The sequence below is a fragment of the Microcella frigidaquae genome, assembly GCF_014200395.1.
GTDB classification, from domain to species: Bacteria; Actinomycetota; Actinomycetes; order Actinomycetales; family Microbacteriaceae; genus Microcella; species Microcella frigidaquae.
In genome coordinates this window covers 527,561-540,140 of sequence record NZ_JACHBS010000001.1, presented here as the reverse complement: position 1 = coordinate 540,140, position 12,580 = coordinate 527,561, and the positions used below count along the sequence as shown (strand labels likewise).

Below are 12,580 nucleotides of genomic sequence, written 5' to 3'. Positions count from 1 at the left end.
CTGGTCACCGGTGGTGATCTCCCGATTCGTCTCCCGCGTCGACCGACGCGAGAGAGTCGGAGCGGTGGATGTCTACTGTTGGCCAGAGCAGACCCGGCGGCACACCGCCGACGTCCCTTCCTGCCCGCTCCTGCTCCGCGCGCTGCGCCGTGCATCCTTCCGGGATGCCGCGCGCAGAGACGTGTGAACACAGACGTATAAGGAGACAGACCTCGTGGAAGGTCCTGAAATCAAGTTCGCCGAGACGGTCATCGACAATGGCTCGTACGGCACCCGCACCATCCGCTTCGAGACGGGTCGGCTGGCCCAGCAGGCGCAGGGCGCCGTGGCCGCCTACCTCGACGAGGAGACCATGCTGCTGAGCGCGACGAGCGCCAGCAAGCAGCCGCGCGACGGCTTCGACTTCTTCCCGCTGACGGTGGATGTCGAGGAGCGGTCGTACGCCGCGGGCAAGATCCCCGGCTCGTTCTTCCGGCGCGAGGGGCGGCCCTCGACCGAGGCGATCCTGGTCTGCCGTCTCATCGACCGCCCGCTGCGCCCCTCGTTCGTCGACGGCCTGCGCAACGAGGTGCAGATCGTCATCACCGTGCTGAGCATCGCGCCCGACGAGTTCTACGACGCCCTCGCCATCAACGCGGCGAGCGCCTCGACCCAGATCTCGGGCCTGCCGTTCAGCGGCCCGATCGCCGGTGTGCGCCTCGCGCTCATGCCGAAGAGCGACGGCACCGGCCAGTGGGTCGCGTTCCCCAAGCACAGCCAGCTGGCCGAGGCGGTCTTCGACCTCACGGTCGCCGGCCGCATCGTCACGAAGGCTGACGGCACCGAGGATGTCGCGATCATGATGGTCGAGGCCGAGGCCACCGAGTCGAGCTGGAACCTCATCCAGGGCGGGGCCATCAAGCCGAGCGAGGCCGTCGTGGCCGAGGGTCTCGAGGCGGCCAAGCCGTTCCTCGCGCAGCTCGTGAAGGCCCAGCAGCAGCTCGCCGCGCAGAGCGCCAAGGAGATCCAGGAGTACCCGGTCTTCCTGCCCTACAGCGACGAGCTCTACGCCGCCGTCGACGCTGTCGCGCACGACGAGCTCGCCCGCGTCTACCAGATCGCCGACAAGGTCGAGCGGCAGAACGCCGACGACGTGCTCAAGGCGTCGACCAAGGAGGCCATCGCGGCCAAGGTCGCCGCCGGCGAGCTGCCGGAGGACGCGCTGTCGCAGTTCGGCGCCGCCTACAAGTCGGTCTCGAAGAAGATCATGCGCGCGCGCGTGCTCACCGAGGGCGTGCGCATCGACGGTCGCGGCCTGGCCGACATCCGGGCGCTCGACGCCGAGGTGCAGGTGATCCCGCGCGTGCACGGCTCGGCCATCTTCCAGCGCGGCGAGACGCAGATCCTCGGTGTCACGACGCTCAACATGCTGAAGATGGAGCAGCAGATCGACTCGCTCAACCCGGTGACGAGCAAGCGCTACCTGCACCACTACAACTTCCCGCCCTACTCGACTGGTGAGACCGGCCGCGTCGGCAGCCCGAAGCGTCGCGAGATCGGGCACGGCTTCCTCGCCGAGCGCGCCCTCGTGCCGGTGCTGCCGAGCCGCGAGGAGTTCCCCTACGCGATCCGCCAGGTCTCCGAGGCGCTGAGCTCGAACGGCTCGACGTCGATGGGCTCGGTGTGTGCCTCGACCCTGTCGCTGCTGAACGCCGGTGTGCCGCTCAAGGCGCCCGTCGCGGGCATCGCCATGGGCCTCATCAGCGACGAGGTGGATGGTGAGACCCGCTACGCGGCCCTCACCGACATCCTCGGCGCCGAGGACGCGCTGGGCGACATGGACTTCAAGGTCGCCGGCACGAGCGAGTTCGTCACGGCGATCCAGCTCGACACCAAGCTCGACGGCATTCCCTCGTCGGTGCTGCACCAGGCGCTGGGGCAGGCGAAGGATGCCCGCATGGCGATCCTCGCGGTCATGAACCAGGCGATCGACGGCCCCGACGAGATGGCCCCGACCGCGCCGCGCGTCATCAGCGTGCAGATCCCGGTCGACAAGATCGGCGAGCTCATCGGCCCGAAGGGCAAGACGATCAACGCCATCCAGGACGAGACCGGCGCGCAGATCTCGATCGAGGAGGACGGCACCGTCTACATCGGCGCGACCGATGGCGCCTCGGCCGAGGCCGCGCGTGCGCAGGTCAACGCGATCGCCAACCCGATCAACCCCGAGGTCGGCGAGCAGTACCTGGGCACGGTCGTGAAGCTCGCGGCGTTCGGTGCCTTCGTCTCGCTCATGCCCGGCAAGGACGGCCTGCTGCACATCAGCGAGGTGCGCAAGCTCGCCGGCGGCAAGCGGGTCGACAACGTCGAGGACGTGCTCTCGGTGGGGCAGAAGATCCTGGTCGAGATCACCAAGACCGACGACCGCGGCAAGCTGTCGCTCTCGCCCGTGCTCACCGAGGGCGAGGGCGGCGACGCCCCCGCCGCTCCGGAGGGCGAGGACGGCTAGTCCGTCCGACTCTCGGCACGATCACCGGATGCCCGTCCTCCCGTCGGAGGGCGGGCATCCGTCGTCCGTGCCATCGCCGCCCGAGCCGCTCGGAGAACGGTCGCCGCACCGCATGGCTACTTCATGAATCTGCCTCAGGTAATCAGCGTTTCGTCAGGCTGCACACAGCCAGGTTGTGCCTGGTATGCGGCTGGTACCAGGCGAGCGGCGTAGCGTCAGGGTGCTTCTCGCGGCCGGACCCCGATCGCTGACCGCATGAAGGACGTTCGACACGACACCCAACCCCACCTGTCGAGGGCCACCCGCCCGAGACCTGACACGGTTCGAAGGAGAATTGTGGACTTCCAGATCGTCCAAGCGTTTTTCATGCTCGGTTTCGTCGCCATGGCGGCCGGCACCCTGTGGTTCTACCTCGAGCGCAATGACCTGAAGCCCGAGCACCGCTCGGTGGCGACCTACGCCGCGGTCATCACGTTCATCGCCGCGATCATGTACTACGTCATGAAGGACGTCGTGAAGTTCCCCGGTGGGGAGATCACGGCGGCCGACGTCGACGCCACGCTGCCGCTGCGGTACATCGACTGGCTGCTCACCACGCCGCTGCTCCTCGTGGAGTTCGCGCTGATCGTGGCTCTCGCGGGCGCCCTGAAGAAGGGCCTCCTGACCAAGCTGATCATCGCCGACATCATCATGATCGTGTTCGGCTACCTCGGTGAGGTGGGCACGCCCGGCAGCGCGACCAACTACATCTTCTTCATCATCTCGACGCTCGGCTGGCTCTACATCGTTTACGTCGTCTTCACCCTGAAGCTCGGCTCGGACGCCCCGGCGCACGTGCAGCGCGCGGTCTCGATCATGAAGTGGTTCGTGATCGCCGGCTGGGCGATCTACCCCATCGGCACCGCCACCCAGGAGTTAATCGAGCTCGGCGGCGGCGACGCGGCCCTCGCCATCAGCATCGCCGCGATCATCTACGTGATCGCCGACGTGCTGAACAAGGTGGGCTTCGGCATCATCGCGGTGCGGGCGGCCAAGAAGAGCTAGGTCTCCGCACGCAACACTCCCGGCGCGGTCGTGCCCCTCGAGGGTGCGGCCGCGCCGCGGCGTCTGCGGTCGGCCGCGACACGGCCCGATAACGATCGGGCGCGGGTCCCCGAGCGAGCACCGCTCACGGAGTACTGTCGGCCTCAACCACCGGTGCCCCCGGCACAATCTCAGCGAGAGCATCCACGACCGTGAACGACAGCCAGGCCCCCCGCGGCGGAGCCACCGCGGTCTCGACCGCGCCCGTAGTGCTGCCGCGCCGCCTCGGGCCGAGCGCGCTGCAGGTCTACCCGATCGCGTTGAGCGGCACCGTGTTCGGCTGGACGGCCGACGGGCCGACCACGACCGCGGTGCTCGATCGCTACGTCGAGCTCGGCGGCACCTTCGTCGACACCGCCGACTCGTACGCCGGTGGGCGCAGCGAGATCATGATCGGCAACTGGATGCGCGGCCGCGGCAATCGCGACGCCATCACCCTGGCCACCAAGGTCGGCAAGAGTGCCGATCATCCGGGGCTGTCGGCCCCGGCCATCCGGGCCGCCGTCGAGGCGTCGCTGCGCCGACTGCGCGTCGATCGCATCGACCTGCTCTTCCTGCACATCGACGACCCCGGCGTGCCCTTCGAGGAGACGCTCCTCGCCGTCGACGAGCTCATCCGCGCCGGTGACGTGCGCTACTTCGGCGGCAGCGACCACACCGGCGAGCGCCTGCTCGAGGCGCGCATCGCCGCCGGGCAGCTCGGCGTCGCGCACATGGTGGCGCTGCAGAAGCACTACAACCTCGTGCATCGCGACGAGTACGAGGGCGACCTCGCTCGCGTGGCGGCCCAGCTCGATGTCGGCGTGCTGCCGCGGTTCGCCCTCGCGGCGGGCTTCCTCTCGGGAAAGTACCGCAGCCGTGCCGATCTCGAGCGCGAGCGCCGGGGGGCCGAGGCCTCCCGGTACCTGAACCGTCGCGGCCTGCGCGTCATCGCCGCGCTCGATCGCGTCGCGCACGAGCTCGGGGTCGAACCGGCGACCGTGGCGCTCTCGTGGCTGCTGAGCCGCCCGCGGGTCGTCGCCCCGGTGGTCTCGGTGAGCGGGCCCCAGCAGCTCGATGCGATCATGGCCGCACCGCGCACGCCGCTCGCGCGGCACCATCTCACCGAGCTCGACCGCGTCAGCGCCTGATCGGCGACCCCGGCGCGCGAGCGCCCCAGGCCGCGACGGTGCGGTCGTCGAGAACGCGCTCGACCGCCCGGCGGAACGCGATGGCGGCGCCGATGGGATCGCCCACGTGCCCCCACGACAGCGCACCCACGTACGCGACCATGATCTGGTCGGCGGCCTCGCCCGCGAGCACATGGCCGGTCTGCCGCAGCAGCTCGGTCACCCTCCCGGCGATCGCTTCGTGGTGCTCGGCGATGATCTGCCGAACCGGGTCGTGCGGGTCGGGAAACTCGGCCGCCGCATTGACGAACAGCGACCCCCGGAAGCACTCGGACTGCAGGGCCGCGCTCACATCGTCGGTGAGGGCCGCGAGCCCGTCCTCCGGGCTTGCGGCCGATCGGATGCGCTCGTCGAGCGAGGCGAGCGCCTGTGCCGAAGCCGCCCGGAGGTAGTCCTGGATCAGACGGTCCTTCGACCCGAAGTGCTTGTAGAAGGTCGCCTTGGTGACCGACGACTCGTGGATGAGCCGGTCGACCCCGACCGCGCGGATGCCCTCCGCGGCGAACAGCCGCGTGGCGGCCTCGAGGATCCTCCGCTTGGCGGGGGGCATGCGCAGTGCGCTGTCGGCGGGGGCGGGGAGGGTCACGCTGGCTCCGGCTTGTCCGCGGCGCTCGGCTCCCTCGGGTGGGGGTTGAAGCATCCGATGGCGCCACTGTAGCAGGGGACAGACAGGGCTGTCTGTCCGTTGTCTGTACCCCGTTCGCGTGTCGGGCATGGCCTAGGCTCTGAGGGGTCGAGAAGGAGCGTGGGTCACGTGTCGCGGTACGTCTATCTGGTTCGGCACGGCGAGCAGCTGGATGCGGAGCACGGCCTCCCCGACGGACCGCTGAGCGGGCGCGGCCAGCGTCAGGCTCGCGCCATCGCCGAACGGCTCAGCGGCGTGCCGTTCTCCCGCGTGCGCACGTCGCCCCTCCAGCGCGCGGTCGAGACGGCCAAGCTCATGACCGAGTACATGCCCTCGATCGAGCCCGAGCCCTCGGCACTGCTCATGGACTGCATCCCCTCCGGCCCGACTCCTGACATGCCCAGCGTCTTCGAGCCCTTCTACGGCGGCATCACCCCCGAGGAGATCGCGGCCGGTGAGGCGCAGATGGCCGACGCGACCGCGGAGTGGCTCTCGCCCTCGCGGGATGACCGTCACGAGCTGCTCATCACGCACAACTTCGTCATCGCCTGGTTCGTTCGCGAGGTCTTCGGGGCGCCGGCATGGCGCTGGATGGGGATCAACCAGGCGAACTGCGGGCTCACGATCATCCGGGTGCGCAGCGCGAAGCCGCCCGTGCTCGTCGCCCACAACGACCTCGGCCACCTCCCGGCCGAGCTGCGCACGGGTCTGCCTGTCGACCAGCCCTTCTAGGCGACGCGGTCGGCGGTGCCGGTGCTCGTGACGCCGCCGGGTCGGGCGGCAGCGAGCCGTGCGAGCCGACGGCGCGTGTAGTGCAGGCTCGATGATTCGCTGCCCAGCAGCATCCGCATCCATCGCAGCGCGAGACCGGTGAGGGCGATCGCCGGCCAGCGGGGTCTCCGCAGGCCGAGCAGCTCGCGATAGGTGTCGGGCAAGGAGGCCACGGCGCCGGCGAAGAGGATGCGGTACGCGGGCCCGACCCCGCGCCCGAGCGGAGGGCGCCGGAGCCAGCGCACAGCCTCCTCGACCCGCTCGTCGCGCCGCAGCACGGGCAGGAACGAGGCGATGGCGGCATCGAGCTCGGCGCGGCTGCGCGGCGGGTCGACCATGCCCATGAGCTCGCCCGCGCGCGCCCATTCGCGCACATACTGGTCGGAGCCGCCCGCAACCGGCCCGCCCCACGTCTCATGGCTGCCGATGAAGGCGTCGGCGAACACGCAGTGCACCCAGCCGATGAGGTCGGCGTCGTCGGCCGAGTAGGCGACCGTCGAGCCGTCGGCCGACGCGTACGTGCCGCGCACCGTGCCGTGCAGGCGCGTCACCCAGGCGCAGGCGGCTTCGGCCTGCGCGCGATCCGCGAAGGTCGTCGTGAGCACCCAGCGCACGGTTCCGGCGAGCCGACCGAGCGGGTCCTCCCGATAGCGCGAGTGGTCGTGCACCCCCGCCATCGCCCCGGGGTGCAGGGTCTGCATGAGGAGGGCGCGGATGCCGGCGACGACCGTGGGGATGCCGCTGTGCACCTCCCAGACCGCTGATCCAGGGCCGAACCAGCCCTCGTCGTCGCCGGTCTCGAGGGCGCGAACCCAGTCGGGCGTGCCCTGCGGGTCGCCCGAGAACATGACCAGGATGCGGCCGCGAGCGCGCTCGAGCGGAACGGGGCGTGGCATGCTGAGACTGTCGCACACCGTGCTGAGCGTCGTTCGGGAGTGGGCTGAGAGGGCCGGTTCGATGCCGCGGGGATGACTGGCGAAAATACCCCCGGGGGTATATCATCGTCCCATGACCTCTCCTCGCACCTACGTCATCGTGGGCGGTGTCGCCGGTGGCATGTCGGCCGCCACGCGCCTCCGCCGCCTCGACGAGACCGCGCGCATCGTCGTGCTCGAGCGCGGCGAGCACGTCTCCTTCGCCAACTGCGGGCTGCCGTACCACGTCGGCGGCGTCATCGCCGACCGCGAGTCGCTCATCCTGCAGACGCCCGCCTCGCTCGCGGCGCGCTTCGCCCTCGACGTGCGGGTGCGCACCGAGGCTGTGGCGATCGACCGGGATGCCCGCACTGTGCTCGCGCGCGACCTCCGCACCGGCGCGGAGGAGGCGATCGGCTACGACGCGCTCATCCTCAGCCCCGGTGCCGCACCCGTGCGCCCGCCGATCGCCGGCGTCGATCGCGGACTGACCCTGCGCGACATCGGCGACATGGACCGCATCATCGCCGCGGCGCAGGATGCCCGCCGTGCGGTCATCGTCGGCGCGGGATTCATCGGCCTCGAGCTGGCCGAGAACCTCCGCCATCGCGGCCTCGAGGTGGCGGTCGTGCAGTCGATGCCGCACGTGCTGCGCCCGTTCGACATCGAGATGGCGCACATCGTCGCACAGCGTCTTCGGGCCAACGGGGTGCAGCTGCACCTCGGCACGACGGTCACCGCGATCGCCGATGACCACGTCGTGCTCTCGGACGGCCGCACCCTGCCGAGCGACCTCGTCGTGCTCTCGGTGGGGGTGCAGGCCGACAGCGCGATCGCGCGGGCGGCGGGTCTCGCCCTCGACGACCGCGGCCATATCGTCGTCGACGAGCTCCAGCGCACCTCCGACCCCGCCGTCTACGCGGTGGGCGACGCGGTCGTCAAGCGGCGCTTCGACGGCGACCCCGCACCGGTCTGGCTCGCCGGACTCGCCAACCGGCACGGCCGGCTCGCGGCCGACGCCATCGCCGGGCGACCGCACGCCGCCGTGCCCGCACTCGGTACCGCCGTCATCGGGCTGTTCGGGCTCACCGCGGCCGCGGTCGGTCGCACCGAGCGCGAGCTCCGCGCAGAGGGGAGGGCGATCCGCGTGATCCACACCCACCCCACCGATCACGCCGGCTACTACCCGGGCGCCGAGCTGCTCGCCCTCAAGCTCATCGTCGACGCCGAGACCGATGCCATCCTGGGCGCGCAGGCCGTCGGCGGCGGTGCCGACAAGCGCATCGACGTCATCGCCACCGCGATGGCGGGCGGCATCCCCGCGCGCGGCCTCGCCGATCTCGAGCTCGCCTACGCGCCGCAGTTCGCCTCGGCGAAAGACCCCGTCAACATGCTCGGCTACGTCGACGACAACCTGATCGACGGCGAGCTCAGCGTGCAGTGGCACGAGGTCGAGGCCCGGCTCGCGGAGGGCTGGCGCCTCATCGACGTGCGCACCGCGGGCGAGAACGCCCTCGGCGCCATCCCGGGCAGCACGCTCATGCCGGTGGACGAGCTGCGCGAGCACGCCGAGAGCCTGCGCGGCCAGCGGGTGATCGTGCACTGCAAGGTCGGTCAGCGCGGGCACACGGCCGCCGCGCTCCTGCGGCAGTACGGTGTCATCGTGGCGAACCTCGACGGGGGCTACACCACCTGGCGCGCCGGAACGCAGGCGGTCGCCGCCGGGGCGGGCTCCGCATCCTGACGACCCGCCCGCACCATCGCAGCACCCGCACCGTCCGCACCACCGAGAGGAGATACCGATGGCCGATGAGATCACCGTCGATCAGCTCGTGATCGAGCGCGAGCGCGGCGCGACCGTGATCGACGTGCGCGAGGTCGACGAGTACATCGACGCGCACGTGCCCGGCGTGCGGCTCGTGCCGCTCGGCACGCTCCCCGATGAGCTGGATGCCCTTCCGCACGACGAGCGGCTGTTCATCATCTGCCGCTCCGGTGCCCGCAGTCTGCGCGCCGCCGACTTCCTCCTCGCCAACGGGTTCGACGCCGTCTCGGTCGCAGGCGGCACGATGGCGTGGGTGCAGCGCGGGCTCGACTACGAGACAGGGGACGACCGATGACCACCATCCCGGCCGAGGAGGCCAAGCGCATCGCCAACCGGCTGCGCCGAGCGCAGGGGCAGCTCGGCGCCGTGCTCGGCATGATCGAGGAGGGGCGCGACTGCCGCGAGATCGTCACCCAGCTCAGCGCCGCGTCGAGCGCGATCGATCGTGCGGGCTTCGCCATCATCGCCTCGGCCATGAAGGAGTGCCTGCGGGAGGACGGCAGCGGCGACCCCGTCGAGGTCGCCGACCTCGAGAAGCTGTTCCTCAGCCTCGCCTGAGCGCGAGCGGGGTCAGAGCGCCCGACCGAGCCAGGTCGTCGCGTTGGGGTTGTCGTTGTACGGCTCGATCGGGCTGAAGCCGAGCGCGGCGTACAGGGCCGCGGCAGCGTCGAGCGAGCGATGGGTGTCGAGAACGAGCTCCTGACCGCCGAGCGCACGGGCCCGATCGACGAGCTCGTCGAGCAGCGCCCGCCCGACCCCCCGGCGACGGGCGTGCGGCAGCACCCAGAGGTGCTTGAGCTCGAACCGCGCCCCGAGCGGACCGTCGGCGACCCGGCGGATGCCGCCGCAGCCGACATCGGCGGGCTCGCCGCTCAGGTTCTCGCCCTCCGCGATCAGGAACACGCCGACGGGGAGGCGGTACTCCGCATCGATGGGCTCGGTGCGCCGGTACGCCTCCGGCCCGTCGGGGAAGCCCTGCGCGCGCGCCTGGAAGTACTGATCGAGCAGCACGCGCGCCGCATCGTCGCTCGGCAGGGCGGAGCGCCAGGTCACCATGACCCCAGCCTAGGCACCGTTGCCGCGCCGTAGACTGGCGGCATGGTCATCCGGGTCGCCGTCGTCGGGGCGAGCGGCCGTCTCGGCTCGCTCGCATGCACGCTCATCGAGCAGCAGAGCGACCTCGCCCTCGTCGCGCGGCTCGACTCGCGCAGCGACCTCGGCGAGATGCTCGGGGCCGACGTTGTGCTCGATGTCACCGCGCCGGGAGTCTCGCCGACCGTCGTCGATCACGCTGTGCGGTCGGGCCTGAAGGTGCTGGTCGGCACCAGCGGCTGGAGCGAGGACCGGCTGCGCACCCTTCGCGCGCTCGTGGCGCAGCATCCGGATGCGGGGGTCGTGGTGATCCCGAACTTCGCGCTCGGCTCCGTCGTCGCGACGCACCTGGCCACCATCGCCGCCCGCTACTTCGAGTCGATCGAGATCGTCGAGGCGCACCACGCCGCCAAGGTCGACTCGCCCTCGGGCACGGCCGTGCGCACCGCCGAGCTCATCGGGCACGCCCGCGCCGACCTCGGCCCGGTCGTCGCGCCGCACACCGACCAGCGCGCCCGCGGACAGCAGGTCGCGAGCGTGCCGATCCACTCGCTGCGTCTCCAGGGCGTGGTCGCGCGGCAGGAGGTCCACCTCGGCGGCACCGGCGAGGTCGTGACCATCACCCACGAGACGCTGTCGCCGAGCTCCTACGAGGCGGGCATCCTGCTCGGCCTGAGGGCCGCGGCCGAGACCACCGGTCTCGTCGTCGGGCTCGACAGCCTGCTCGGTCTCACCTCGCCCGTCGCGGGATCCGATACCGCGGCGGCTCCCGACCGGAGCGACCGCGGATGACGCGCGCCCGCTGGGGAGCGCTGCTGATGGCGCTCCTTCTCGCCCTGTACCTCGCCGTCGTCATCGGCTACGCGGTCAACCTGGTCCGCGACCCGCTGCCGATCGTGCAGGCCATGGGCTGGGCGCTGGTCGTGCTGCCGCTCGTCGGCGTCTGGGGGCTCGCCGTCGAGCTACGCTTCGGCTTCGGCGCCGAGCGACTCGCCCGCCGCCTCGAGGTCGAGGGCGGCCTGCCCGACGACGAGGCGCCCGCCCGCGTCAGCGGTCGCGTCGAGCGCGCCGCCGCCGACGCGATCTTCGAGCGCTACGCGGCCGAGGTGCAGCAGCACCCCGGCTCGTGGCAGCACTGGTTCCGGCTCGCGCTCGCCTACGACGCGGCGAGCGACAGGCGCCGTGCCCGCTGGGCGATGCGCGAGGCGCTCCGACTCGAGCGGGCCGAGACCGCGGCCGAGGGAGCGGCCTAGGCCTCCTCGGCCGGAGTCGGCCGCACCAGCTCCTCCAGCGCCTGCTCGACGGTCTCATGCCGGAAGCGGAAGCCGTCGGCGAGCAGCTTGGCGGGGACCTGCTTCTGGCTCGACAGCAGCAGCTCGCGGCCCGCGTCGCCCATTATCGTGCCGATGAGACCTTCCGGCAGGCGCAGCAGGTGCCAGCGGTGCATCGCCGCTGCCAGCGCCCGCGTCACGCGGTCGCTCGTCGCGGGGGTGGGGCCGGCCAGGTTCACCGGGCCGCGCAGCGTCGAGGTGAGCAGGTGGCGGATCGCGGCGGCCTCGTCGTAGAGGCTGATCCACGGCCAGTGCTGGCCTCCCGAGCCGACACGGGCAGCCGCGCCGACGGCGGTGAGCAGCCGCAGCGGCGTCATGGCTCCGCCCCGACCGATCACCAGACCGGTGCGGAGGAAGACCGTGCGGGTTTTCGCGGGCGCGAGGCTCGCGGCCTCCTCCCACGCGGCGACGACGTCGCTGAGGAAGCCCTCGCCCTTGCTCGCATCCTCGGTCAGGCGCACGGCCGGACGATCGCCGTAGTAGCCGACCGCCGAGCCGCTGAGGAACACGGAGGGAGGGTTCGACGACTTTGCCATGCCCTCGGCGAGCGCGCGCGTCGCCCGCACGCGCGACTCGAGGATCTGCTTCTTGTAGCCGCGGGTCCAGGGGATCCGCGCGATCGAGGCGCCCGACAGGTTGACGACCGCGTCGGCACGGTCGAAGACCCCGGTGTCGAGCACTCCCGACCCGGGCGACCAGGCGAACTCGGTCTCGCTGCGCGGCGCGCGGCGCACGAGCGTGAGCACGGTGTGGCCGTCGGCGCGCAGCTGGCGCTGCAGCTCGGTGCCGATCATCCCGGATGCGCCGGCGATCAGCACCGTGAGAGGTGTCGCGGCCGCCACTACGCGAGCGAGGCTTCGAGCGTGATGGGGATGCCCGCGAGGGCCCGCGACACCGGGCAGCCGGTCTTCGCGCCCTCGGCGAACTCCTGGAACTGCTCGGCCGTCAGGCCCGGCACCTTCGCGCTCACGAGCAGGTGGCTGCCGGTGATGCCCTCGCCGGGCACGAAGGTGACGGCGGCCGTCACCTGCAGGCTCTCGGGCGCGTGCCCGGCACCGGCCAGGGCGTGCGACAGCGCCATCGAGTAGCAGGCCGAGTGCGCGGCGCCGAGCAACTCCTCCGGGTTGCTGCGGCCCGCGACGCCCTCCGAGCGGGCGGCCCAGGTGACCGGGAACTCGCCGGCGTCGGACGAATCGAGTGAGGTCGTCCCCGACCCCTCCATGAGCGACCCGAACCAGAGGGTCGTCGCTTCACTGGTCACGGCCATGGCGGTGCTCCTTGC

At 71.4% G+C, this 12,580-nt stretch carries 14 protein-coding genes; 9 read left to right on the top strand and 5 right to left on the bottom strand.

Going from position 1 to position 12,580, the window contains the following annotated elements; genetic code table 11:
* Positions 1-214 precede the first annotated feature (214 nt).
* The 3 genes from BJ959_RS02620 to BJ959_RS02610 all read left to right on the top strand — a co-directional run bounded on the left by BJ959_RS02620 (position 215) and on the right by BJ959_RS02610 (position 4,701).
* On the top strand, positions 215-2,488 hold the full coding sequence (locus BJ959_RS02620; RefSeq protein ID WP_153982687.1) for a polyribonucleotide nucleotidyltransferase: 2,274 nt from the start codon (positions 215-217) through the stop codon (positions 2,486-2,488).
* 255 nt (positions 2,489-2,743) lie between these two features.
* Positions 2,744-3,532 (top strand): bacteriorhodopsin, encoded by a 789-nt coding sequence (locus BJ959_RS02615; protein ID WP_153982688.1) that lies wholly within the window; start codon positions 2,744-2,746, stop codon positions 3,530-3,532.
* A gap of 191 nt (positions 3,533-3,723) precedes the next feature.
* A complete protein-coding gene (locus BJ959_RS02610; RefSeq protein ID WP_153982689.1) occupies positions 3,724-4,701 on the top strand; it encodes an aldo/keto reductase in 978 nt (325 codons plus the stop codon).
* On the opposite strand, the gene BJ959_RS02605 is transcribed toward BJ959_RS02610, so the two are convergent.
* The gene (locus BJ959_RS02605) at positions 4,691-5,326 is read right to left on the bottom strand and encodes a TetR family transcriptional regulator (protein WP_165879040.1); all 636 of its coding nucleotides are present in this window, start codon (positions 5,324-5,326) and stop codon (positions 4,691-4,693) included. The genes BJ959_RS02610 and BJ959_RS02605 overlap by 11 nt on opposite strands.
* A 168-nt stretch (positions 5,327-5,494) precedes the next feature.
* Here BJ959_RS02605 and BJ959_RS02600 point away from each other — a divergent pair, with 168 nt between their 5' ends.
* Complete coding sequence (locus BJ959_RS02600) at positions 5,495-6,097, top strand: histidine phosphatase family protein (protein ID WP_153982691.1); 603 nt, start codon at positions 5,495-5,497, stop codon at positions 6,095-6,097.
* On the opposite strand, the gene BJ959_RS02595 is transcribed toward BJ959_RS02600, so the two are convergent.
* Positions 6,094-7,032 carry an oxygenase MpaB family protein gene (locus BJ959_RS02595; protein ID WP_153982692.1) on the bottom strand — a complete coding sequence of 313 codons (939 nt, stop codon included), beginning with the start codon at positions 7,030-7,032 and terminating at the stop codon, positions 6,094-6,096. The genes BJ959_RS02600 and BJ959_RS02595 overlap by 4 nt on opposite strands.
* A gap of 112 nt (positions 7,033-7,144) precedes the next feature.
* Between BJ959_RS02595 and BJ959_RS02590 the strand changes: the two genes are divergently transcribed.
* From BJ959_RS02590 to BJ959_RS02580, 3 genes are read left to right on the top strand one after another with little or no spacing between them, the layout of a single operon-like run.
* Positions 7,145-8,794 carry an FAD-dependent oxidoreductase gene (locus tag BJ959_RS02590; RefSeq protein ID WP_153982693.1) on the top strand — a complete coding sequence of 550 codons (1,650 nt, stop codon included), beginning with the start codon at positions 7,145-7,147 and terminating at the stop codon, positions 8,792-8,794.
* Positions 8,795-8,852: 58 nt separating this feature from the next.
* Entirely contained in the window at positions 8,853-9,170 is a 318-nt protein-coding gene (locus BJ959_RS02585; protein ID WP_153982694.1) for a rhodanese-like domain-containing protein, read from the top strand.
* Positions 9,167-9,433 (top strand): metal-sensitive transcriptional regulator, encoded by a 267-nt coding sequence (locus tag BJ959_RS02580; protein ID WP_153982695.1) that lies wholly within the window; start codon positions 9,167-9,169, stop codon positions 9,431-9,433. Before BJ959_RS02585 ends, BJ959_RS02580 begins: the two co-directional genes overlap by 4 nt.
* Before the next feature lie 12 nt (positions 9,434-9,445).
* Here the strand turns inward: BJ959_RS02580 and BJ959_RS02575 are convergent, their stop codons facing one another.
* On the bottom strand, positions 9,446-9,931 hold the full coding sequence (locus BJ959_RS02575; protein WP_153982696.1) for a GNAT family N-acetyltransferase: 486 nt from the start codon (positions 9,929-9,931) through the stop codon (positions 9,446-9,448).
* Positions 9,932-9,973: 42 nt separating this feature from the next.
* Here BJ959_RS02575 and dapB point away from each other — a divergent pair, with 42 nt between their 5' ends.
* Both dapB and BJ959_RS02565 read left to right on the top strand, forming a co-directional pair.
* Positions 9,974-10,759, top strand: a complete 786-nt coding sequence (dapB, locus tag BJ959_RS02570) for a 4-hydroxy-tetrahydrodipicolinate reductase (RefSeq protein ID WP_153982697.1) — start codon at positions 9,974-9,976, stop codon at positions 10,757-10,759.
* Positions 10,756-11,220: a hypothetical protein gene (locus BJ959_RS02565; RefSeq protein WP_153982698.1), complete on the top strand. Its 465-nt coding sequence runs from the start codon at positions 10,756-10,758 to the stop codon at positions 11,218-11,220. Before dapB ends, BJ959_RS02565 begins: the two co-directional genes overlap by 4 nt.
* Here the strand turns inward: BJ959_RS02565 and BJ959_RS02560 are convergent.
* Positions 11,217-12,140, bottom strand: a complete 924-nt coding sequence (locus tag BJ959_RS02560; RefSeq protein ID WP_341800026.1) for a TIGR01777 family oxidoreductase — start codon at positions 12,138-12,140, stop codon at positions 11,217-11,219. The genes BJ959_RS02565 and BJ959_RS02560 overlap by 4 nt on opposite strands.
* On the bottom strand, positions 12,140-12,565 hold the full coding sequence (locus BJ959_RS02555; protein ID WP_153982699.1) for an OsmC family peroxiredoxin: 426 nt from the start codon (positions 12,563-12,565) through the stop codon (positions 12,140-12,142). The genes BJ959_RS02560 and BJ959_RS02555 overlap by 1 nt, the downstream gene beginning before the upstream one ends.
* Positions 12,566-12,580 lie beyond the last annotated feature (15 nt).